Annotated in this window: 21 protein-coding genes; 10 read left to right on the top strand and 11 right to left on the bottom strand. The window is 57.8% G+C overall.

The genetic code is table 11. The features are described 5' to 3' along the window. Window positions 1–755 precede the first annotated feature (755 nt). Together IV01_RS14340 and IV01_RS14335 are read right to left on the bottom strand one after the other, a co-directional pair. Window positions 756–1,469 (bottom strand): PolC-type DNA polymerase III, encoded by a 714-nt coding sequence (locus IV01_RS14340; protein WP_032628160.1) that lies wholly within the window; start codon window positions 1,467–1,469, stop codon window positions 756–758. Continuing rightward, window positions 1,466–3,400 carry a putative nucleotidyltransferase substrate binding domain-containing protein gene (locus IV01_RS14335; RefSeq protein ID WP_032628200.1) on the bottom strand — a complete coding sequence of 645 codons (1,935 nt, stop codon included), beginning with the start codon at window positions 3,398–3,400 and terminating at the stop codon, window positions 1,466–1,468. Before IV01_RS14335 ends, IV01_RS14340 begins: the two co-directional genes overlap by 4 nt. Window positions 3,401–3,630: 230 nt before the next feature. Here IV01_RS14335 and IV01_RS14330 point away from each other — a divergent pair, with 230 nt between their 5' ends. Next, window positions 3,631–4,077, top strand: a complete 447-nt coding sequence (locus IV01_RS14330) for a response regulator (RefSeq protein ID WP_032628161.1) — start codon at window positions 3,631–3,633, stop codon at window positions 4,075–4,077. Window positions 4,078–4,218: 141 nt separating this feature from the next. Here IV01_RS14330 and IV01_RS14325 read toward each other — a convergent pair whose 3' ends face one another. Beyond that, window positions 4,219–6,396, bottom strand: coding sequence for a malate synthase G (locus IV01_RS14325; protein ID WP_032628163.1), 2,178 nt, complete (start codon window positions 6,394–6,396; stop codon window positions 4,219–4,221). Window positions 6,397–6,747: 351 nt separating this feature from the next. Between IV01_RS14325 and IV01_RS14320 the strand changes: the two genes are divergently transcribed. Beyond that, window positions 6,748–7,266 carry a glycine cleavage system protein R gene (locus tag IV01_RS14320; protein ID WP_032628165.1) on the top strand — a complete coding sequence of 173 codons (519 nt, stop codon included), beginning with the start codon at window positions 6,748–6,750 and terminating at the stop codon, window positions 7,264–7,266. Between the two features lie 233 nt (window positions 7,267–7,499). Here IV01_RS14320 and rarD read toward each other — a convergent pair whose 3' ends face one another. Both rarD and IV01_RS14310 read right to left on the bottom strand, forming a co-directional pair. Beyond that, the gene (rarD, locus tag IV01_RS14315) at window positions 7,500–8,393 is read right to left on the bottom strand and encodes an EamA family transporter RarD (RefSeq protein ID WP_032628166.1); all 894 of its coding nucleotides are present in this window, start codon (window positions 8,391–8,393) and stop codon (window positions 7,500–7,502) included. 276 nt (window positions 8,394–8,669) lie between these two features. Further along, window positions 8,670–9,644, bottom strand: coding sequence for a serine/threonine protein kinase (locus IV01_RS14310; protein ID WP_032628169.1), 975 nt, complete (start codon window positions 9,642–9,644; stop codon window positions 8,670–8,672). Window positions 9,645–9,829: 185 nt separating this feature from the next. On the opposite strand from IV01_RS14310, the gene IV01_RS14305 reads away from it, so the two are divergent. From IV01_RS14305 to IV01_RS14280, 6 genes are all read left to right on the top strand, one after another. Then, a complete protein-coding gene (locus tag IV01_RS14305; RefSeq protein ID WP_032628172.1) occupies window positions 9,830–10,849 on the top strand; it encodes a substrate-binding domain-containing protein in 1,020 nt (339 codons plus the stop codon). Then, window positions 10,833–11,837 (top strand): ABC transporter substrate-binding protein, encoded by a 1,005-nt coding sequence (locus IV01_RS14300; protein ID WP_032628173.1) that lies wholly within the window; start codon window positions 10,833–10,835, stop codon window positions 11,835–11,837. Before IV01_RS14305 ends, IV01_RS14300 begins: the two co-directional genes overlap by 17 nt. Before the next feature lie 102 nt (window positions 11,838–11,939). Then, window positions 11,940–12,704 (top strand): ABC transporter permease, encoded by a 765-nt coding sequence (locus IV01_RS14295; protein WP_229636114.1) that lies wholly within the window; start codon window positions 11,940–11,942, stop codon window positions 12,702–12,704. Then, entirely contained in the window at window positions 12,701–13,495 is a 795-nt protein-coding gene (locus IV01_RS14290) for an ABC transporter permease (RefSeq protein WP_032628174.1), read from the top strand. Before IV01_RS14295 ends, IV01_RS14290 begins: the two co-directional genes overlap by 4 nt. Then, a complete protein-coding gene (locus IV01_RS14285; RefSeq protein WP_032628175.1) occupies window positions 13,492–14,523 on the top strand; it encodes an ABC transporter ATP-binding protein in 1,032 nt (343 codons plus the stop codon). Before IV01_RS14290 ends, IV01_RS14285 begins: the two co-directional genes overlap by 4 nt. 165 nt (window positions 14,524–14,688) lie before the next feature. Next, complete coding sequence (locus tag IV01_RS14280) at window positions 14,689–15,522, top strand: phosphodiesterase (RefSeq protein ID WP_032628177.1); 834 nt, start codon at window positions 14,689–14,691, stop codon at window positions 15,520–15,522. 187 nt (window positions 15,523–15,709) lie between these two features. Here the strand turns inward: IV01_RS14280 and IV01_RS14275 are convergent, their stop codons facing one another. Together IV01_RS14275 and IV01_RS14270 are read right to left on the bottom strand one after the other, a co-directional pair. After that, window positions 15,710–17,611: a PhoX family protein gene (locus IV01_RS14275; protein ID WP_032628180.1), complete on the bottom strand. Its 1,902-nt coding sequence runs from the start codon at window positions 17,609–17,611 to the stop codon at window positions 15,710–15,712. A gap of 82 nt (window positions 17,612–17,693) precedes the next feature. Further along, window positions 17,694–18,458: a TOBE domain-containing protein gene (locus tag IV01_RS14270; RefSeq protein WP_032628182.1), complete on the bottom strand. Its 765-nt coding sequence runs from the start codon at window positions 18,456–18,458 to the stop codon at window positions 17,694–17,696. A gap of 20 nt (window positions 18,459–18,478) precedes the next feature. Between IV01_RS14270 and IV01_RS26295 the strand changes: the two genes are divergently transcribed. Continuing rightward, entirely contained in the window at window positions 18,479–18,712 is a 234-nt protein-coding gene (locus IV01_RS26295) for a DUF6124 family protein (protein ID WP_080290281.1), read from the top strand. 108 nt (window positions 18,713–18,820) lie between these two features. Here IV01_RS26295 and IV01_RS14265 read toward each other — a convergent pair whose 3' ends face one another. From IV01_RS14265 to IV01_RS14255, 4 genes are all read right to left on the bottom strand, one after another. Continuing rightward, complete coding sequence (locus tag IV01_RS14265) at window positions 18,821–19,219, bottom strand: hypothetical protein (protein WP_229636113.1); 399 nt, start codon at window positions 19,217–19,219, stop codon at window positions 18,821–18,823. Further along, window positions 19,206–20,255, bottom strand: a complete 1,050-nt coding sequence (locus IV01_RS26300; RefSeq protein ID WP_080290282.1) for a polymorphic toxin type 44 domain-containing protein — start codon at window positions 20,253–20,255, stop codon at window positions 19,206–19,208. The genes IV01_RS14265 and IV01_RS26300 overlap by 14 nt, the downstream gene beginning before the upstream one ends. Window positions 20,256–20,344: 89 nt before the next feature. Next, window positions 20,345–20,836 carry a PAAR domain-containing protein gene (locus IV01_RS14260; protein WP_032628185.1) on the bottom strand — a complete coding sequence of 164 codons (492 nt, stop codon included), beginning with the start codon at window positions 20,834–20,836 and terminating at the stop codon, window positions 20,345–20,347. A gap of 366 nt (window positions 20,837–21,202) precedes the next feature. Then, window positions 21,203–21,937 (bottom strand): ComF family protein, encoded by a 735-nt coding sequence (locus IV01_RS14255; protein ID WP_032628188.1) that lies wholly within the window; start codon window positions 21,935–21,937, stop codon window positions 21,203–21,205. Window positions 21,938–22,071: 134 nt separating this feature from the next. Here IV01_RS14255 and bioB point away from each other — a divergent pair, with 134 nt between their 5' ends. Then, complete coding sequence (bioB, locus tag IV01_RS14250) at window positions 22,072–23,127, top strand: biotin synthase BioB (protein ID WP_032628190.1); 1,056 nt, start codon at window positions 22,072–22,074, stop codon at window positions 23,125–23,127. Window positions 23,128–23,196 lie beyond the last annotated feature (69 nt).

Here is a 23,196-nt window from a genome sequence, read left to right on the forward strand (position 1 = left end):
CCTCCAACCCAATCCCCCGGGGCCTCTCAGATTCAGCCAACAACATATCCACAGCGCAACCCACTGCAATTGTGGGGAAGTCGGTCATGCCTGTTTAAAAAACCAATAAAAACCGTGACTTATTCAGAATACTGATTTGCTGTGGATGTTGATCAATAATTGATCATATCCCTGAAGGCCATGCAAACTAAGGCCTCTAGCCGATAGCGAACACCTTATCCACAGAAGCGCCAACAGACTTTGGGGGCAACTTTAGCTGTTAGGTGATTTGGCTGTGGAAAACTGCTGAAAGCCTTGTATTTCAAGGTTGACGGCAGCGTTTATAGGATATTTCCAAGGTTTGGTTGTTTTTTGAGCAATAGCCTGTAGGCCCCTATTTGTAAGGCCTGCAGCGTTGAGCAAACAACTTGTCCACAGAAGCGCCAACAGACTTTGTGGGCAACTGTGGATGAGTGAATTCATCAGTGGATGCTTTATCCACAACGCAAAACCAATAAAAACCGTGAGTTACGCTGGTTGTTTTTCGATCAGAGGGCTGTAAGGTGCGGTTTGTATGGGGTGTAGGGATCCGCGAACAACTTATCCACAGAGGAGCTAACAGCCTATGTGCACAAGTTTCCTTCAGGCGCGCGGTCTTTGTTGGAGCGTGGCTTGCCCGCGAAGAAGGATAATGCGGTATATCAGACAAACCGAGGCGCCGGTATTCGTCGGAATGCCGCCCAGACCAAGCCTCGCTCCAACGGGGCGCAATGGTTTTAAAACGAATGACTCTGCTGCCGCCTGCGCCATTGGCTCAGGCTCTGGTCGAGGCGGGCGGGGCTGTCGATCTGTTGGCGACGGGCGTGACTGAAAAGGATCAGCGCCAGCTCTGCGGTCACCAATGCATCAGCGCTGGCGTGGTGGCGTTCTTCGGCATGCAAGCCAAAGAACTGCGTCCAGTCGTCCAGCCCGGCTTTGCGCAGGTTGGCCTGTGGAAAAAGCATCGGTGCAATTTCCGCGACATCCAGAAAGTGGTGTTCAAGCTGATAATCCAGGCTTTCCTTCAGTGCCCGTCTGAGCATGTGCTGATCAAACGGCGCATGAAAGGCCAGCAGCGGGCTGTCGCCGACGAACTCCATGAAGTCCAGCAATGCTTGCACCGGCTCGCTTCCAGCGGCAATCGCGCTCGGGGCCAGGCCGTGGATCAGTACCGCAGGGCTGAGTTTGTGGTCAGTGCGCAGCAGGGTTCGTTCAAATTGCTGGCTGAGGTCAATCGCGCCGTCTTCGATAACCACTGCGCCGATGGACAACACCTGGTCGCGGTTCATGTTCAACCCGCTGGTCTCCAGATCCACCACCACCCAGCGTTGCTGGCGCAGTGGGTGTTCGCTCAGTGGTGCGGCATTGGCCAGATTGGCCAGGCGTTGCCGGTCCCGGGTTTCCAGTGTCGGTTTTGGTGGGCGTGGGCGAAGCCAATCGAACAGATTCATAGTTGATAGCGCAATGTCAGGCTGGTTTGCAGGCGTTGGGCCTGGCGCAGGGACTCTCGCAGGATGCGCCGGTCCAGATGGTTGAGGGTTTCCGGGTCGATGCGATTTGACCAGGGCAGATGCTGCCGGCTTTGCAATTGATGCTGCTGCATGCGGGTCTGCTGGATGAAGTGATAGGCCTCTTCGTAGGCTGCACCGTCCAGCGGGTCGATCACCTCGCGCTCCACGAGCTGGCGCAAACGCTCAAGGGTGTTATTGGCGCCGATGCCACTGGCCAACGCCAAGACCCGCGCACCGTCGACGAAGGGGGTCAGGCCCTGAGTCTTCAGGTCCAGAGTGTCTTTGTCAGTGCCTTTGCGGGCCAGAACGAAGTCCTTGAAACGCCCCACCGGCGGCCGCTGGCGCAAGGCGTTTTCGGCAAGCAGGCGCTGAAACAGTCGGTTATCCCCAACCTGTTCGAGAATCTGCCGCCGCAATTGCTCGGCGCCGCTTTCGTCGCCCCACACCACCCGCAAATCAAAGTAGATGCTGGAGGCCAGCAGGTTTTCCGGAGTGGCTTCGCGGATGAATGCGCCGAAGCGTCGGGACCATTCGGCCCTGGACAGACACAGCTCCGGATTGCCGGCCATGATGTTGCCCTTGCACAGCGTAAATCCGCACTGCGCCAGGTTCTGGTTGATCCGTTCGGCAATCGGCAGCAGCAGCCCGCGAATCTGCGCGGCCTCGGCGGCGTCCTTGGCGTCGAACAGGATGCCGTTGTCCTGATCGGTGTGCAGCGTTTGTTCGCGGCGACCCTCGCTGCCAAAACACAGCCAACTGAACGGGATGCCGGGGTCGCCTTTCTCCTCCAGCGTCAGTTCGATCACGCGACAGACCGTGTGGTCGTTGAGCAAGGTGATGATTTGCGTGATCTGCGTCGAGGACGCGCCGTGAGCCAGCATGCGGTCGACTAGTTGCACGATATCGCCGCGCAGGTTGCACAGACTGTCGATGCGCGGCGCGTTGCGAATGGTGCGGGCGAGATGAACCAGATCGACCCGTTGCAGGGAAAACAGATCACGCTCGGACACCACACCGCACAGGCGTCCGTCCTTGACCAGGCAGACATGGGCGATATGCCGGCCAGTCATGGCGATGGCGGCGTCAAAGGCGCTGGCGTCAGGGCTGAGGTGGAAGGGCGCCTGGATCATGCGGCTCTGGATTGGCTGGGCGAAATCGACATTGATATCCGCCACCGCCTCACGCAAATCCCGCAGTGTGAAAATACCCAGCGGCGCTTGCTGCTCGTCGACGATCACAATGCTGCCGACCTGCTGTTCATGCATCAGCTTCACGGCCTCACGCAGCGGCGTATCCGGCCCGCACATCACCGGATGACGCATCGCCAGTTCGCCCAGACGCGTGTTTAGCGAATATTGCGTGCCGAGGGTTTCAGCGGCGCGTTGTTGAACCTGTTGATTGACTTGATCCAGCAGGCTGCTGACCCCGCGCAGGGCGAAATCCCGGAACGTGGTGGAGAGGGCGAACAGCTTGATGAATGCCTGCTTGTTCAACTGCAGGCAGAAGGTATCTTCGGCCGCCAAATGCTCCGTACGCGTCGCACGCTCGCCCAGCAACGCCGCCAGCGGGAAGCATTCGCCGGTGGTGATCTCGAACGTAGTTTCGGTCCCACCTTTGGCGGTATGAGGACGTTCGCCGACCACCCGACCCTGTTTTACGATGTAAAAATGCTCTACTGGCCCATCGCCAGGCTTGATGATGCTTTCATGCGCGCCGTAAAAACGCAGTTGGCATTGCTCGACCAGGTAAGCGAGGTGCGCGCTCTCCATCTGGTTGAAGGGCGGGAATTTTTGCAGGAACTGCATGGTGCCGTGGATGTTCTGCAACACCGCTGTTTTACCCGCCTGGGCAAATGCATCCGCTCTACTCATGACCTGTACCGCGTTCTTTTTATTGAAGGACATGGTCGGCCGCTTGAGAGGCAGTGCCCATTGGACGTAAGTCTTACGCAATAAAAAGATTTCTGAGTAATCGCGCCATGGTGTAAAAAGCAGTTGTACGACACCTTCGATGACTGGGAGGCTGTCGACAAAAGCGCATCGATTTTCGCCGGGCATAGGTCCGGTTTAGTTGTCAGCTTAGTGCAGGGAATCAGGCGGTTATGTTGGATCTCGATATTTTGAGTGACGAAGAGCGCGAAGCTCTCCATGAAGTGATGCTCGCCTCGCCGTCTGACTCGGAGCAGAAGGTGTTGATCGTCGACGATGATCGCGATGCACGGGAGTTGTTGGCCGAGATCCTCAGCCTCAACGACATCCGGTGCCTGACGGCGGCTGGCGGCAACAGCGCGATGGAGTTGATCCGCACTCGCGAAAGCATTTCATTGCTGATCACTGACCTGCGTATGGCGCCTTGCGATGGTCTTGATTTGATCCGCCGGGTCCGCGAATCGGATCGGGCTTCGTTGCCAATCATCATCGTCTCAGGCGACGCCAATGTGCGTGATGCCATCGACGCCATGCACCTGAGCGTGCTGGACTTCCTGCTTAAGCCGATCAATACCAAGCATCTGCTCAAGCTGGTGAAGAAAGAGTTGGGGATGGATTGAGTCTGTAAGACTGTGGAGATCGTTTGTGGGAGCGGTGCTTGCCCGCGATAAGGCTGGACGCAATTTCAGGTCAAATCGGATTCAGCCTTATCGCGGGCAAGCACCGCTCCCACAGAAGAGCGCTGTTTGCCCGCGAACTAGTTACAACCCGTTCTTCGCCTTGAACTCCCGACGCCGACGGTGCAATACCGGCTCGGTGTAACCGTTAGGTTGTTTAGTCCCTTCGACTACCAACTCAACCGCAGCCTGGAAAGCGATGTTGCTGTCGAAGTCCGGAGCCAGCGGGCGATACAGCGCATCCCCCGCATTCTGCCGATCTACCACGGGTGCCATGCGTTTGAGGCTGTCCATCACCTGGGTTTCATTGACCACGCCGTGGCGCAACCAGTTGGCAATGTGCTGGCTGGAAATACGCAGGGTGGCGCGGTCTTCCATCAGACCGATGTCGTTGATGTCCGGCACTTTCGAACAACCTACGCCCTGATCAATCCACCGCACCACGTAGCCGAGAATGCCCTGAGAATTGTTATCCAATTCGTTCTGGATCTCCTCAGCGGTCCAGTCGGTGTTGGGCGCCAGGGGAATGGTCAGGATGTCGTCCACCGAAGCGCGAGGGCGCTGAGCGAGTTCTGCCTGACGGGCGAAAACGTCCACCTTGTGATAGTGCAAGGCATGCAGCGCTGCGGCCGTTGGTGACGGAACCCACGCAGTGTTTGCGCCAGCCAGTGGATGAGCGATCTTCTGCTCAAGCATGGCGGCCATGAGGTCCGGCATGGCCCACATACCTTTGCCGATCTGCGCCCGACCTTGCAGGCCACAGCTCAAACCGATATCGACGTTCCAGTTCTCATAAGCTGCGATCCATTTCTCGGCCTTCATCTGCGCCTTGCGCACCATTGGGCCGGCTTCCATGGAGGTGTGGATTTCGTCGCCGGTGCGGTCCAGGAACCCGGTATTGATGAACACCACGCGCTCGCTGGCCGCCTGAATGCAAGCCTTGAGATTGACCGTGGTACGACGTTCTTCGTCCATGATCCCGACTTTGAGGGTGTTGCGCGGCAGCCGTAAAACCTGCTCGATGCGACCGAACAGCTCGTTGGTAAATGCTGCTTCTTCCGGGCCGTGCATCTTCGGTTTGACGATGTACATCGAGCGGGTGCGGCTGTTGCTGCGAGTGGTATTGCCGTTGAGGCTATGGATCGCGGCAAGGCTGGTCAGCAGCCCGTCGAGAATGCCTTCCGGGACTTCCTCACCGTTCTGGTCGAGGATCGCGTCGATGGTCATGAGATGACCGACGTTGCGGATGAACAACAGCGAGCGTCCGTGTAGTTTGACTTCGCTGCCATCAGGTGCGGTGTAGATGCGATCGGGGTTCATGGTGCGGGTGAAGGTTTCGCCACCCTTGGACACTTCCTCTGCGAGGTCGCCTTTCATCAGCCCCAGCCAGTTGCGGTAAACCACAACCTTGTCATCGGCATCCACGGCGGCGATGGAGTCTTCGCAGTCCATGATGGTGGTCAGTGCGGCTTCCATTAGCACGTCTTTGACGCCAGCCGCATCGGTCTGACCGATCGGGCTATTGGCATCGATCTGGATCTCGAAATGCAGCCCGTTATGTTTAAGCAGGATCGCGGTCGGCGCAGCGGCATCACCGTGGTAGCCGATGAGTTGCGCGTCGTCCTGCAGGCCGGAATTGCTGCCGCCCTTGAGACTGATCACCAACTTGCCGTCGATCAGTTTGTAGCCGGTGGAATCCACATGGGAGCCAGCGGCTAACGGCGCGGCTTCGTCCAGGAACGCTCGGGCGAAGGCGATGACCTTGTCACCACGGACCTTGTTGTAGCCTTTGCCTTTCTCCGCGCCGTCGGCTTCGCTGATGGCATCGGTGCCGTAGAGCGCGTCGTACAGCGAGCCCCAGCGTGCGTTTGACGCATTGAGAGCGAAGCGGGCGTTCATCACTGGCACAACCAGCTGCGGGCCAGCCATGCGGGCAATTTCGTCGTCGACGTTTTGCGTCGTCGCCTGGAAATCCGCTACTTCTGGCAGCAGATAACCGATTTCTTCGAGGAAGGCCTTATAGGCCGGGGCGTCGTGGGCCTGGCCAGCATGAGACTGATGCCATGCGTCGATTTTTGCCTGCAGGTCATCGCGTTTGGCGAGCAGCGCTTTATTTTTGGGGGCCAGCTCATTGATCAGCTGTTCCGCACCCTGCCAGAAGCCAGCAGCATCAAGACCGGTCCCGGGAATTGCTTCGTTGTTAACGAAATCAAAAAGGACTTTGGCGACCCGCAGGCCACCGACTTGAACGTGTTCAGTCATTGCACTTGCCTCACTCTGCTCAGCTTTTGGGCGCCCTGAGAGCGCGCTGTTTGTTGGAATGCGATTTATGTAGTGCTAGCCGACGCATGCTACATGATGTGTCGCCGGGTGAAAACGAGACTAAATATGTCACTCCGAACCGGATACTTGTTATAGAAGGTCTTCGTCGGTCGCGTTGGGAAGCTGGATGTTCTCAAAGATCTCTGAGATTGTTCCAGAGAAAATTGTGAATGGTATACAACGCACGTGATCGGGCAGCCTCCGGCGTACGGGTCAGGCTTGCCTATACTCCAAACACTATCGTCCGAGCGTGCAAGCCCGGACGGATGTTAAGCACAAAAGGAGTTACCTGTGGATCATCTCGTTATTACTGTGTTTGCCCCCGACAAACCAGGGCAGGTCGAATTGATCGCCGCATGCATCGCCGACCACGGCGGCAACTGGCTGGAAAGCCGCATGGCGCACATGGCCGGGCAATTCGCCGGGATCCTGCGGGTGGGTGTGCCGGCCGAGGCGCAGGAAGAATTGAGGAATGCGCTGCAGGATTTGTCAGGGCAGGGGATTCGCGTGTTGTTCGCCGAGACCGGCATCGAAGTGTCCTGCAGCTGGAAACCCATCGGTATGGAACTGGTCGGCAACGATCGACCGGGCATTGTGCGCGACATCACCCGCTTGCTCACTGAACAGGGCGTGAACGTAGAACGCTTGGTCACCGACGTGAGACCAGCCCCCATGAGCAGCGAACCGCTGTTCCACGCCGAAGCAATATTGGGCGTGCCACTGACCTTGTCACTGGATGTGCTGCAAGCAGCATTGGAAACCCTGGCGGATGACTTGATGGTGGATCTGGTACTGCGCACGGATCTTTAACTGGAATGCCGAACTTTATGTGGGAGCGGTGCTTGCCCGCGATAAGGCTGGACGCGGTTCACTTTAGACCGCAGTGCCCTTATCGTCGGAATGCCGCCCAGACCAAGCACCGCTCCCACAGGAACGCGTTGTTGCCAAAAGGTTATCCACTTTATTCCTAAGTCTGCCTGTGGATAACCTTTGGAGAACGGTGTGCAGGCCTTATAGGACAAGGCTTACAAGCCGCTGGTTATTTATTGAACAGCTCGCCGCCGAGTATTTACCCACGCATCCACGCTATAAATCGCCAACCCCGCCCAGATGAACGCGAAGGTCACCAGCGTGCTTGGTGCCAGGTGTTCACCGAAGACCAGCACGGCCAGGGCCAGTACCAGCGTTGGGGCGATGTATTGCAGGAAACCGAGGGTGGTGTAGGGCAGATGCCTCGCGGCGGCGTTGAAGCAGACCAGCGGCACCAAGGTGATGGGGCCTGCCGCGGCGAGCCAGATGGCCTGGCTAGTGGTCCAGAATTCAGGCTGCGAGCTGTAGGCTGTCGGGTTGAGCAGCAGCCAGCCAAGGGCGAAGGGCACCAGGATCCAGGTCTCCACCACCAGCCCGGGTAACGCTTTGACCGGCGCTTTCTTGCGAACCAGACCATAGACGGCAAACGTCGCTGCAAGCACCAGCGACACCCACGGCAGGCTGCCGACTTGCCAGACTTGTTGCGCGACGCCCATCGCGGCCAGGGCCACGGCGATCCATTGCATGCGCCGCAGTCGCTCGCCGAGCACCAGCATCCCCAGCAATACGTTGACCAGCGGGTTGATGTAGTAGCCCAGGCTGGCCTCAAGCATCCGTCCGTTATTGACCGCCCAGACGTACACCAGCCAGTTACCGGCGATCAGCGAACCGCTGAACGTCAGTACCGCCAGACGCTGGGGGTTGTCTCGCAGCTCGCGCCACCAGCCGGGGTGTTTCCAGACCAGCAATAGCAGCGACCCGAACAGCGCTGACCACAGCACCCGATGGACGATGATTTCCACCGAAGGCACGGCTTCGATGGCTTTGAAATAGAGCGGGAACAAGCCCCAGCAGGTATAGGCGCTAAGCCCGAGAATGTACCCGCGACGCAGGTTTGCGGCTGACATGTGTGGTCCTGTGGTCAGGTTGTGGATTCTTGTAATGCTTGATGATGTAGCGATGGAAGTACCCCTGTAGGAGGTACCGCCGCGTCTTCGACGCCGCGCTGTCGCGCAGCAAACACGGAACTTGTGGGGAGCTTGCTCGCGAAGGCAATGTTCCTGTCTTTAAAAATATATGCCAATGTCCCGGCCTCTTCGCGAGCAAGCTCGCTCCCACATAAAAGCATTTCAATTCAAACAGTTGTTTCGTGTTTGATGAGAGCTTTTAGATACAGGGATCGGTTAAAACAATTTCAACGGCTCTTCATTGAGGGCTGAAAGCTGCTCGCGCAGGGCCAGGATCTGGTCGCCCCAATAGCGCTCGGTGCCGAACCACGGGAAACTGTGGGGGAACGCTGGGTCATCCCAGCGGCGGGCCAGCCAGGCGCTGTAATGCATCAGGCGCAGCGCGCGCAGCGGTTCGATCAACGCCAGCTCACGGGGATTGAAGTCGTGGAATTCGTTGTAGCCGTCCATCAGCTCCGACAATTGCCCCAGGCATTCCTGGCGATCACCGGCCAGCATCATCCAGATGTCCTGTACAGCAGGGCCCATGCGACAGTCGTCCAGGTCGACGATATGGAACATCTCGTCGCGGCACATCATGTTGCCGGGGTGGCAGTCGCCATGCATGCGGATGTTCTGATGCGGCGTATTGGCGTAGGCATCTTCCACACGCTTGAGCAGATCCTTGGCCACCGATTCGTAGGCAGGTAAAAGGCTGCGCGGGATGCAGTCGTTCTGCAGCAGGAAGTCCAGAGAATCCTGGCCGAAATTTTTCACGCCCAGTGCTTCACGATGCTCGAAGGGCTTGGTGGCGCCCACTGCATGGATCCGCCCGAGTAACTGGCCCAGGCGATACAGCTGATCCAGATTGCCCGGCTCCGGCGCTCGCCCGCCGCGACGAGGGAACAGGGTGAAACGGAAGCCGGCATGTTCGAACAGGGTCTGCCCGTTATGGACCATGGGCGCGACCACGGGAATATCGACGTTGGCCAATTCGAAGGTGAAGGCGTGTTCTTCAAGGATCGCTTCATTGGTCCAGCGTTGTGGCCGGTAGAACTTGGCGATGAGAGGCTGGCCGTCTTCAATGCCGACTTGATAGACGCGGTTTTCGTAACTGTTGAGCGCAAGAATGCGGGCGTCACTGAGAAACCCGATGCTTTCAACGGCATCGAGGACCAGGTCTGGCGTAAGTGTTGCAAACGGATGGGCCATGCTGACTCCTGCGCGCAGCAGGCTGCCGCGTCGGCCCGTGATGTTATCGCAGACGGGGCTACCGTGGGTCGTTAGCTTTACAGCAAAGGCGTGTACTGCAACCAAACTGTCATCTCCCATTAGCTGTAACGAAATATTGAATCGTTAAATTCAGCGCCAATGAGATCGATCTCAAAAGGGCGCACATGAGTGATTTGAAACAGGTTGCACTGCTGGCAGGCGTTTCCCGGGCGACGGCTGCCCGGGCCTTTGCGTCTCCCGATGTGGTGCGTCCGGCAACCCGCGATCAAGTCTTCGCTGCAGCTCGTCAGCTGGGTTTTCGGCCCAATCGCCTCGGTCGTCAGCTACGCCTGCAAACCACCAACCTGATTGGCGTGATCGTGCCCAACCTGCTTAACCCGGTTTTCGCCGAGCAGTTTCAGGCGATGGAGCGCGCTGCCCGTCTGAGGGGCTACAACCTGTTGCTGGCCACCACCGACTACAGCAGCGAGCGTGAAAGCGCCGTGGTCGAGGAGTTGCTGCGCCAGCGAGTAGACGGCTTGGTGTTGACGGTGACCGATGCCGAAAGCAATCGCGTTCTGCAAAGCGTGGCGAGTGAAGACACGCCTTTCGTGCTGGCCTATCACCAGCCTGGCAATCCCGATTACAGCGCAGTGTCTGTGGATAACCGCGCGGGCATGGCGCTCGCGACCCGTTATCTGCTCGACTGCGGCCATCGTCGCATCGGCATGGTGGCCGGCCCCGCCTTGCAATCGGACCGGGCTCGACTGCGCTATGCCGGTTATTGCGATGCCATGGCCGAGCGCGGCTTCGCCAGCTTGCCGGTCATCGAAATGCCGGCGCATACCCAAGCGGATTTCGCTGCCATCGAGCCTTTGCTACGCAGCAAGAATCCGCCCAGCGCGCTGGTCTGTTCCAACGACTTGCTGGCGATCAGCCTGATTGCCGAACTGCGCCGCAACGGCTGGAGCGTGCCCGGTCAGTTGTCGGTGATTGGCTTCGATGGCATCGCCCTCGGCACACAAATGCATCCGACGTTATGCAGCGTCGTGCAACCCATCGCGGAGCTGGCCAGCACCGTGATTGATCAATTGCTGGCGCAGATTGCCGGCGCCGCTCCAATTTCCCACTGCCTGCCTTGCCATATCCGGCCGGGCGAAAGTACTCAGCCCTACGAGGAGACGCTTCATGATCCGCTTCAGTAAAACTCTGGCGGCTTTGCTGCTGTGTGGTGTTGCCAGCCTGGCTCAGGCTGCTGAAACTGCTATTTGCTACAACTGCCCGCCAGAATGGGCGGACTGGGGCGCGCAACTCAAAGCGATTGCCGAAACCACCGGCGTGCAGGTGCCGCTGGATAACAAGAACTCTGGCCAGTCTCTGGCGCAGTTGGTGGCCGAGAAAGCCGCGCCGGTTGCCGACGTGGTGTATTACGGCGTGACCTTTGGTTTGCAGGCGCAAAAAGCCGGTGTGGTGGACAGCTACAAGCCAAAAGGCTGGGACGACATTCCTGTGGGCCTGAAAGATCCTGATGGCCACTGGTTCGCGATCCACTCCGGCACGTTGGGCATCATGGTCAACGTTGATGCGCTGGGCGGTTTGCCAGTTCCGCAGAGCTGGGCTGATCTGCTCAAGCCTGAATACAAAGGCATGGTGGGCTACCTCGATCCGTCTAGCGCCTTTGTCGGTTACGTCTCTGCTGTCGCCATCAACCAGGCGATGGGCGGCACGTTGGACAACTTCGGTCCTGGCATCAGCTACTTCCAGAAACTGGCGAAAAACTCGCCCATCGTGCCTAAGCAAACCGCCTATGCCCGCGTGTTGTCCGGCGAGTTGCCGATCCTGGTGGACTACGACTTCAATGCCTACCGCGCCCGTTACAAGGACAAGGCTAATGTCGCTTTCGTGATTCCTCAGGAAGGCAGCATCAGCGTGCCCTACGTGATGAGCCTGGTGGGTAACGCACCGCATCGTGCCAACGCGGAAAAGGTGCTGGATTTCACCCTCTCCGATCAAGGCCAGTCGTTGTGGGCCAAGGCTTATCTGCGTCCGGTACGTGACGTGAAGATGCCTGCCGATGTTGCCGCACAATTCCTGCCAGATAGCGACTATGCCCGCGCCACCGTGGTCAATTACGAACACATGGCCGCCGTGCAGGAAGCCTTTGCTGCGCGCTACCTGAGTGAGGTCAAGTAAGTGACCACCTCGGTTCTCAAGGCTCAGGAGGTGAAATCGGGCAGGCGCGGATGGTTGCGTCTGCGCCCGACGGCGGCCTGGGCGCTGGCGCCCGCTGCTGCGATGCTGTTCGCCTTCTGGCTATTGCCTCTGGCGCATCTGGTTTTGCTGGGCGGTGAAGACCGCGATGGCAGCAGCGGCTACTGGCAAGTGCTGAGCAGTGCTCAATATCTGGGCAGCCTGCTACAGACTTGCGTGCTGGCGATTGTGGTCACGTTGGCTGCATTGCTGGTGGGTGGCATCAGTGGCGTGTTTCTCGCCCGGCAACGGTTTTTCGGGCGTTCGGCGCTGGTCGCGTTGCTGACTTTTCCGTTGGCGTTTCCGGGTGTGGTGGTGGGCTTTCTGGTGATCCTGCTGGCGGGTCGTCAGGGCCTGTTTGCCATGCTCGGCATGGAGCTGGCGGGTGAGCGCTGGATCTTCGCCTACTCGCTGACGGGTCTGTTTATCGGCTATCTGTACTTCTCGATTCCGCGGGTGATTCTCACGGTAATGGCTGCCTGTGAAAGCCTTGATCGCAGTCTGGAAGAGGCTGCCCATTCGTTGGGTGCGGGTCATTGGCGAGTGGTGTGCGACGTCATCGTCCCAGGCCTTGCGCCGGCGTTGGTGTCGTGCGGGGCGATTTGTTTTGCGACCTCCATGGGCGCATTCGGTACGGCCTTCACTTTGGGCACCCGGCTGAATGTCACGCCGGTGGCGATCTACAACGTGTTCACCAACTACGCCAATTTCGCCGTCGCGGCGGCCTTGTCGGTGGTGCTTGGGGCGTTGACCTGGGCAGTGTTGCTGCTAGCCCGGCGGCTGGTGAAAAACTCGGGGACTGTTCTTTGAAGCGCTCATCGCTGTTCATCATGCAGCTGCTGTTTACCCTGCTGGTCTGCGCGTTCATGTTGGTGCCGGTGCTGCTGTCGTTGATGGCTGGCCTGACGCGCAATTATTTTCAGGGCGTATCCAGTGGCTTGACCTTCGATTGGCTGATTCAGGTCTGGCAGGCCTATTCGCCGACGGTCTGGCTGTCGATTCAATTGGCGGTGGCTTGTGCCGTATGTGTCTGCGTAATTGGCGTCCCAGCGGCCTATGCGCTGGTGCGGATGAATAACCGCTTCAGCCGTGCTTTCGAAGAGTTGATGGTGTTGCCGGTGGCGATGCCCGGGCTGGCCAGCGCCCTGGCGTTGTTGCTGACCTACGGCCAGTTCGGCGGCTTTCGCAGCAGTTGGTTATTCATCCTCGTCGGTCACGTGCTGTTTACCTTGCCGTTTCTGGTGCGTCCGGTGATGGCGGTGATGCAGCGTCAGCAATTGCCGACGCTGGAGGAGGCCGCTGCGAGTCTGGGGGCGGGCCCGATCAAGCGTTTCTTCAGCGTGGTCGTGCCTAACTGTCGGGCCGGGATTCTGGCCGGGGTGTTGATGGTGGTGACCTTGTCGCTGGGTGAATTCAACCTGACCTGGATGCTCCACACACCCATGACCAAAACCCTGCCGGTGGGCCTGGCCGACAGCTACGCCTCGGCGCGTCTGGAAGTTGCCAGCGCTTACACCCTTATCTTTCTGTTGATGATCGTGCCGCTGTTGATCGCGTTGCAGGCCATCAGCGCCCGTCTTTCCCGTGGAGAGAGTCGATGACCGGAACCACCATTCGCTTGCAGGGCTGCCGCAAGGCGTTCGCTGACGGCACCGTCGCTGTACATGATCTGAACCTCACCATTGAGCCGGGGGAAACCCTGGCGATTCTCGGTCCGTCCGGCTGCGGCAAAACCACCACCTTGCGTTTGATTGCAGGGTTGGAGAGCCCGAACGCGGGGCAGATCTTTTTTGGCCATCAGGACGTCACCCGCCTGCCCATCGAGAAGCGGGATGTGGGCATGGTGTTTCAGAACTACGCCCTGTTTCCCAACCTGGATGTGGCCGGCAACATCGTTTACGGCCTGAAGATTCGTGGCATCTCCCCCGCCGAGCGCAACAAGCGTTGTGACGAGCTGCTTGAGCTGGTCGGCTTGCAGGAACACGGCAAGCGCAGCATTCACGAGTTGTCGGGTGGCCAGCGTCAGCGGGTTGCACTGGCGCGTGCTTTGGCGCCACGCCCTCGCGTTCTGCTGCTGGATGAGCCGCTGGCGGCACTGGACGCGCAACTGCGCGAGCGCTTGCGCAGTGAGCTGGATGAACTGCTGCGCGGGCTGGGGATAACTTCGGTGTTCGTGACTCACGACCAGGGCGAGGCCATGGCCCTGGGCGATAGAATTCTGGTGATGGAGAAGGGCCGCGTTGCGCAATTGGCGACGCCTCGGGAAATTTATCAACAGCCCGCCAATGCTTTCGTCGCCAGCTTTGTCGGCAACCTCAATGCTTTCTCGGTGGTCGAGCGCACAGCTCACGGTCTGAAAGTCAGCGGCGGTGAGTTGCCGTGGACGGCTTCGAATCTGCCTTCGACCGTGTACTGCCGCCCCGAGCATTTGCGGGTCAGTGATGGCGAAAGTCATTTGCGTGGGCGTCTGGTGGGGCAATTCTTCCAGGGCGCACAGAGTCGGCTGTTGGTGGATGTCGGTGGCGTTCAGCCTGTGCTCGTGGATTGCACCGAAAACGTTATCCACACGCCCGGGGCGCTGATCGGTCTGGCTGTGGCTCCGCAGGTGTTGTTTACCCTGAATTCTTAGTGCTGGCGAAATAGGTAATCCTCTGTGGGAGCGAGCTTGCTCGCGAAGGCGTCAGTCTTGCCGAGAGATATGTTGTGAATGCACCAGCCTCTTCGCGAGCAAGCTCGCTCCCACGGGAAGCAGCATTTCAGAGCACCAATTTATATTGCTTGTTGAGATCTAGTCTTGAACCATCCATTCCTCATTGCGCAGATCAGCGATCTGCACCTTAAAGCCGGTCAGAAACTGACCTACGGCGTTGTCGATACTCTGGGTGCATTACGTCGTGCCGTGGACCATCTGAACGCCAGCGTGCCACGCCCCGATATCGTGGTGATCAGCGGTGATCTGGTGGACTTCGGGCAACCCGCTGAATACGCCGTGCTGCATCCGGAACTCAAGCGTCTGGCGATGCCGTTCTATCTGGTGCCAGGCAATCATGATGATCGTGAACACTTGCTGGCTGAGTTTGCCGAGCAGGCTTATCTGCCGCGCAATCACGATGCGCCACTGGATTGGGTGGTGGATGACTACCCGGTGCGCCTGATCGGTCTGGACACCAGCATCCCCGGCGCTCACGGCGGCCAACTGATTGAAAGTCAGTTGCTTTGGCTCGATCAGCAACTGGCACAAAAACCGGATACACCCACTGTGTTGGTTTTGCATCATCCGCCGTTCATCACCGGCATCGGTCACATGGACCGTGAGCCCTTCAGAAACATCGCAGAGTTTGAAAAAGTCATCGCCCGGCACCCGCAAGTTGAACGCCTATTGTGCGGGCATCTGCATCGCCCAATGCAGCGTCGTTTCGGCGGCAGCCTGAGCTGCATCTGCCCTGGCACTTCCCACCAGATCGTGCTCGACCTGCAAGAAGATGCGTCAGCGCATTTCAATCTGGAACCGGCCGGATATCTGCTGCACCGCTGGCACCCGCAGCAGGGGCTGGTGACCCACAACGCGGTGTTCGGCGAGTACCCGGGGCCGTATCCGTTTTATGACGTGAATGGGTTGATTGATTGAGGGAGCGACTCATTTCCTGAATTGAAATGAGATCGCTGTGGGAGCGGTGCTTGCCCGCGATGAACGATGACGCGGTGTGCCAGGCTCACCGCGTCATCGTTCATCGCGGGCAAGCACCGCTCCCACAGGTATTACATTGATTGTGCAATTGCGCGATGTCAGTTACGCCGCGCAAATCAATGCTGAGCTAGGCGCCGATGATTCCACCATCCTCCCGAGTAATCACCATCACCGATGAGCGCGGCTTGCCCTCTGGCAGATGCTCGGGGAAGGTTGAGCCGCCGTTTTCGCCGGGGTGCTGGATGCCGATGAACATCGTCTTGTAGTCCGGCGTGAAGCTGATGCCGGTGACTTCACAACCAATCGGGCCGACCATGAAGCGACGAATCTCGCCGCTGTTTGGGTCAGCGCAGAGCATCTGGTTATTACCCATGCCAGCGAAATCACCCTTGTTGCTGGAGTCGCCGTCAGTCTGAATCCACAGGCGGCCGGCGCTATCAAAGCTCAGGCCGTCCGGGCTGTTGAACATATTCTGCGGGTTGATATTGCTGGAGCCACCTTGCGGCTTGCCGGCATGTACGCTCGGGTTGCCCGCGACTACAAACAGATCCCAATCGAAGGCCATGGCCGCGGCGTTATCTTCGTTTTCACGCCAGCGCAGAATCTGCCCGTACTGGTTTTTCGCCCGAGGGTTTGGTCCGCCGACTGGCTGACCGTCGTCGCCGCGTTTGGCATTGTTGGTCAAGGTGCAATAGACCTGGCCATCTTTGGGGCTGACCACGATCCATTCCGGGCGGTCCATGCGGGTAGCTTTGACGACGCTCGCCGCAAGCCGCGCATGGATCAGCACTTCGGCCTGGTTATTGAAACCGGCGTCAGCGTCCAGGCCGTTCTTGCCGTGGGTCAGCTCGATCCATTCGCCGGTGCCTTTAGGGCGATCCGGGTTGCCGTCGCCGTTGTCGAAACGCGCCACGTAGAGCGTGCCGTGGTCCAGCAGATTGCGGTTGGCTTTCGGGTCATCGTGATCGATCTTGTCGCGGCTGATGAATTTGTAGATGAACTCGCCACGTTCGTCGTCGCCCATGTACACCACCGCACGACCGCCCTTGGTTTCAGCCAGAGCAGCGTTCTCGTGCTTGAAACGACCCAGGGCGGTGCGTTTGACCGGGGTGGATTTCGGGTCGAACGGATCGATTTCCACAACCCAGCCGTGACGATTGATCTCGTTGGGGTTCTTCGCCAAATCGAAGCGTGGGTCGTGGTGGTGCCAGTTGATTTCCTTGCTGGCCGCTACGGCACCGTAGCGCTTGATGCCTGCGTCGAATTTCTGTTCGGCGTCGCTGCTGCCGAAGCAGTCAGTGAAGTTCTCTTCGCACGTCAGATAAGTACCCCACGGCGTTTTACCGTTGGCGCAGTTCTGGAAGGTGCCGAGGGCTTTTTTACCGGTGTTGTCGGCGGCAGTCTTGAGCCAGTCGTGACCGGCAGCCGGGCCGCTCAGATTGATGGGCGTATTGCCGTGGATGCGGCGGTTGTATTTGGAGTCCTGTACGAACTGCCACTTGCCGTCCTTGTTCTGGACTTCGATCACGGACACGCCTTCGCTGGCCAGGGCCTTGCGCACTTCCTCGGCGGACTGAGGGTCTTTGCCGTGATCGAATAGGTAGCGGTAGTTGGTGTATTCGTTGTTGATGGCCATCAACGCACGGTCCGGCTTGCCCGGTATCGGGAACAGACTCATGCCGTCGTTGTTGTCGCCGAACTGCACTTCCTGTGCTTCGGCGCTGCCTTTACCACTTGGGTCGAACGCCGGGCCGCCTGCATGCAGCGGCTGACCCCAGCTGATCAAGACCGATGATTTGTATCCAGGTGGCAGGCTGATGCTGTCGGCGGTAGCGGCGGGGATGCTGTCGAAGCCCAGCAGGGTGCCGGATGCGGCGCTTACACTGGCGGCCAGCGCGGTGCGGCTCAACAGGCCGCCACCCAGAAACATCGCCGCGCCGCACAATGCGCCGGCGCTGATGAAACCACGGCGGGTGAGGCCAACCATTTGTTCAAGGTCGGTGGATTGGTTTTCTTCTAATAGTTTCATCATCACGGCTCCCAGCAGGTGTGGCAGACACCTTAGTGAGCGTACATGACGAAATTGTGTCGTCTGAATGACGCCGCAAACGTTAGAGCGCTGTGCCGAGCAACACCAGCGACGGTGCGAATTGCACAGTCACCGCACTACCAGATTTGAGCTGGCGGGCCGCAAGCTGCGCGGGCTCGGCCAGAGCGCAAAGGGTCTGGCCGCTGGTAAGTGCGATGCGCACTTCGCTGGGACCGCCTTTGGCATCAGTAACGTCATGTATTACGCCGCTCAAGAAATTGTGTCCATTTGTTACGGGCTGCTCGGGAGCCAACAACTCGAGCCAACCCGCCTTGATTAACGCGACTACGTCAATGCCAAGCGTCAGCTCCAGGCGCACCGTGCTGTCATGAGTGATCTGCGCATCAATGAACAGATCGCCTGCCAGGCGCAGCCGGACCGAATCGTTATGGCCGTGGGCCGTAATGGCCTCAATGCGACCCAATAACTGGTTTCGCGCGCTGGTTCGTAGCGTCAGGCGATTGAGCAGATCCAGATCGGCACTTTCTTCGGCGGCTTCCAGCACCTGGGCCTGAAGGACCTGCAAACGGTGATACAACCGCAGCACCCGCTCGCCTTCAACGGACAGCTTAGCCCCACCTCCGCCACGCCCACCCACGCTGCGTTCCACCAGCGGCTTCTGCGCCAGATTGTTCAGCTCATCAATGGCATCCCACGCGGCCTTGTAACTCAACCCCGCACTCTTCGCCGCCCGCGTAATCGAACCTTGCTCGGCAACGTGCTGCAACAACGCAATACGCTGCGGGCGATGGACCATGTGTTGGGTGAGAAGGGTAGGTAGGGGCATGGAGGCGGCTTTTGGGTTGAATGACGAAGCCGAGTGTAAGGCATCGCTTGACCTGCTATTCGATTCGTTCAGTGTCCGATAGAAGGTCTACTCATTCAAACCTCGAAGAAGCACTGAACCATGCTGCTGAGCTGCTGCAATGTGCAGCCGTCACAGCCTATGAAAGCGGAGACCGGCTTAGCGGTACGGACCGGCATCTGGCGATGTCGGTGATGTATTTGGTTGAAATGGCCAAGACCGTGATCGATCAGTGATTGACCGGATTAGAGGCAGCTGTTGCTAAGTGTTAAGCAAGGCAGCCAAAAGAACCAAGCCGGGCGACCTCGCCCGGCCTCTCGCTGAACATTAATATATGGTTAATCTCAACGACATTTACGCAGCCGATCTAGGTCAGTGCCACCTTCTTCACTCAAGTTGATGCTGCCGTCGGCATTAAGGTAAATATCAGTGTTGGGCCACTTTGGTTTGATGCTGACGCAATGTCGTCCGTTACCTTCACGACTCCACCAGTCAAATACCATAAAAAAATTTTCATCCGGAAATAGGTGGCCTTTATCGAATGCCCCACCCCCAGGTGCCATTCGGCCTTTATATATCCGGTGTTGGACATTCCAGATATAGCTCATTTCTTCTTGCGCTTCTTTTGGGTAGTGAACTCTCACACTAGGTAGCGCGGCAGCCCACAGGATAAATGCTACTAAGGGTAATAAAGGAATTAGCCACCATTTGATGAGGCCAGCTTGCATTCTATCTACAATCATGTGTAGTAACTCCGTCTCCCCAGTTCTCTGGAGATACTGCCAATACCTCGTTCATGATTTGTTTTTTTGTTACGCCACCATTCGGGGTCACATAGGCTATTTTGATACCGATGCTTATTGATACTCTATCCGCGACGTCATCCCAAGATCGCAAAGTCGTCCAGGGAGTTGCTGTGGGGCGGGGGCCAGGACGAATCCATTTTTCTTTCGGTTCTGTTGCTACCTCCTCTATCTTTCTGTAGGTGTCTGAAATTATCTGTTCAACCCCTGCGCCGTCCAACAAAATGCTTTCAGAAAGACCTGCAATAATTCCGACATATCCGTAATGGATATTCGACCAAATATCATAGTAGTAATCGTAATTGCCCTGCTTATGCCAGTAATCACCGTATCTGCTTTTAATTTTAGGCTTGTGATCCCAAGGTCGATCCTGCCCAACTCGCTCAGCCCATAACGCAAACGCTCTAGCTTGTTTAGCCAATGCAAAAGCGTGAAAGTCAGGTTGGCTACCCAGCCGTTTATAAAACGGCAGCGCCATATATTCCCGAGTTTCGGCCACCGGGTCGTAGCTGTTCAACTCCTTCATTTCCAGCACTGAAGGGTGATTGATGTTGCGGTTCATCTCGTCGGCGATGTAGCTGGCGAGTTCTTCCATGCGGTCGGGGTGATCGCAGGATCCAGGGCCTGCGAAACGAGCAGGTTTTTGCGCGGCAGGCTTGGGCTCTGCTCCCTGAGATGTTCGCGTCGTCGGACTGTCTTCAGCGATATAAGACGCGGTGGTTATAGACGGGATCAGTTGGGACCGGCATGGGCATCCGCTGACGCTGTCCAGCGTTCCTGCAACGCGTTTCCCGTCGCTGGTGAAGTGTGAAACACCGCCAAGAATCCTGTAGGTCTTGCCGTCCTTACCGCAGCTGACCCTATCGCCTTCGTGAGAATGTAGAAGGCCGTGCCATGTGATGCCGGTGTGGCCTTCTAGAACTTCCCCGCCACAGTAAGTTTTGTCACCTCGACAAATGAAATAACCTTTAGCCATTGCGTGTTCGATCCCTGCTTATTCACGCATCCATGCGGTTCTCAGATAGTTGCTACTCGTTAAAAAGTTGCAGCCATGGTGCGGACTGTTCACCCCACGAAAGACGGCAGAAAGTCCTCTGGCAGTGGGTGATCTTTACGCCCGACCATGAGGCAGGAGGACTGCGGGGTATTAATAATAGTGTCGCCGTTGTCCAGTCTGCTCCCTACCAACGCAACATCGCTGTTGCTTTCCCCGGCTCCGGTAACGATTTGAGCTGTGCTGCCATCGGGGTATTCAGCGTAGTCGCCCTTGTGCGCGGCATACACCTTTCGCCCGCCGTCCAAAGTGAAGGTCAGTGCAGAGTTCGCTGTTCGAATTACGCCGCCTTTGCTGGTTTCGCTACCTTCGGCAGCCACACGATAAATGCCGATCGCAGGATGTTGAGCAACGAAGGCCTGGCTCCGCCGAACCGCATCGATCGCGTCTGGGTGAAAACCGACGATTTGCTCTTCGGTGTAGTGCGATCGATCCAGGGTGCTTAGGTATTCCGGAGATGCTTCATTAGTGAAAAGAAAAGGTGAAGGTGTATTCGTTTCCATGGTCAAGATCCAATATTTAATTGACGTGGGTTTACCGTCCTCAGCACTCCGACGAGTATTGAGGTATGGGTTTGGGGGAGGGAAATATGGGGGCGGAGGGAAGTGGAAAGCAGGGAAGTGCATGATGGAATTTGTCAGTTTTTTAGTTTAAAAAAGTAGTCTTTTTCCTACGGTCGTTGGTTGAATTCCTGTAGGGCTAATCTTGTTGGCGAGGTGTTAGTCCTCGGTAAGCAGTTATATCGTCTCGTGCAAGCGCGCTCCTACTGGGCCGTGGTTGCCTCGCCGCAGTGCTGTGTCAGGGCCATCTGATACAGGGCTGCGGCGCAAACGGGGTCCCGGAGATCGCCCGGCGAATTGCCCTTGCGTTCAATCCCCGGGCTTCGGCGTCCTTGCCAAACAATAAACATCTACCCGTTTTGCCCCGGCTTTGATCAAAAGCCGGGCGATGATGTCGGCGGTGGAGCCTGTGGTCAGGACGTCGTCCACCAGCGCTACATGTTTGTTTTTGATCTTCTCTTCATCCGTCAGTACGAACGCGCCGCGCAGGTTGCGTTTGCGGGCTTTGGCGTCGAGGCCTTGTTGGGTTGGGGTGTCCCGGGTGCGCAGTACGAGTCGGTTTTCGATAGGCAAATGGAGTTGGGAACCGAGCCAGTCGGCAAGCATCGCCGCCTGGTTGTAGCCGCGCTGGCGTTGGCGTTTGAGAGCCAATGGCACGGGGATAAGGAAGTCTGGACGGGACAGGTCTTCGTCGAAGCGGTGCTGCAGAAACTGCCCGAGCAGTTGCGCCATCAGGCGGCCCATGGGCCAGTTGCCCTGGTGTTTGAAGCGTGTGACCAGGCTGTCGATGGGGAATTGATACAGCCAGGGCGCGACTACTTCATCGAAGGCAGGGGGCTGACGTTCGCATTGCGCGCAGTTCAAGCCCGACATCGCCAACGGTAACGCACACTGCTGGCATTGTTCGCCGAGCCAGGGCAGCTCGGTTTCACAGGCGGTGCAGATCGGATAGGGCGCGTCGGTTGTTTCATCGCACAACAAGCAGGGTTGATTGTTTTTTAACCAGATGTAAACCGCATGCGTTCTATGTGGTTGACAGCGCATGGCTGTTCCTTAAATATATCGAAACCTAAATATGTTGAAACACTCGTAATGCGCCTGCTGCATTTAAGGCAGTGCAGCAGTGATCAGCCGCAGAACGCTGTGCAAAAAAACAGATTAAAACCGAGGACCGCCCGATGAGCGCCAGCACTACCGCCACTTTGCGTCATGACTGGACTTTAGCCGAGGTCAGAGCGCTGTTCGTACAGCCTTTCAATGACCTGCTGTTTCAGGCGCAGACAGTGCACCGCGCTCATTTCGATGCTAATCGGGTTCAGGTTTCGACCCTGCTTTCGATCAAGACCGGCGCCTGCCCGGAAGACTGCAAGTACTGCCCGCAGTCCGGCCACTACAACACCGGGCTGGAGAAGGAAAAGCTGCTGGAAGTGCAGAAGGTTCTGGAAGAAGCCGCTCGTGCCAAAGCGATCGGCTCGACGCGTTTCTGCATGGGCGCGGCCTGGAAGCATCCTTCGGCCAAAGACATGCCTTACGTGCTGGAAATGGTCAAAGGCGTGAAGGCGATGGGGCTGGAAACCTGCATGACGCTGGGGCGTCTGGATCAGGACCAGACCGAAGCGCTGGCGTCTGCCGGGCTGGATTATTACAACCACAACCTCGACACCTCGCCGGATTTCTACACCAGCATCATCACTACTCGCACCTACAGCGAGCGCTTGCAAACCCTGGCTTATGTCCGTGATTCGGGGATGAAGATCTGCTCCGGCGGCATTCTCGGCATGGGCGAGTCGCTGGATGACCGCGCCAATCTGCTGATCCAGCTGGCGAACCTGCCAGAGCATCCGGAATCGGTGCCGATCAACATGCTGGTCAAGGTCGCCGGTACGCCGCTGGAAAACGCTGAAGATATCGATCCGTTCGATTTCATCCGCATGCTTGCTGTGGCGCGGATTCTGATGCCGCAATCCCATGTGCGCCTGTCCGCTGGCCGCGAAGCCATGAATGAACAGATGCAGGCCCTGGCGTTCTTTGCCGGTGCGAATTCGATTTTCTACGGCGACAAACTGCTGACCACCGCCAACCCGCAGGCCGACAAGGACATGCAGTTGTTCTCGCGTCTGGGCATCAAGCCGGAAGCCGGCCAGGAACACGCCGACGAGGTGCATCAGGCGGCTATCGAGCAGGCGCTGGTCGAGCAGAAAAGCAGCGCGCAGTTTTATAACGCAGTGGTTTGATTCACAGCCCTGTTGGAGCGAGGCTTGCCCGTGAATGATTCAACGCGGTGTGCCTGACATACCGCGTCG

Source organism: Pseudomonas syringae (assembly GCF_000737245.1).
GTDB classification, from domain to species: domain Bacteria; phylum Pseudomonadota; class Gammaproteobacteria; order Pseudomonadales; family Pseudomonadaceae; genus Aquipseudomonas; species Aquipseudomonas syringae_J.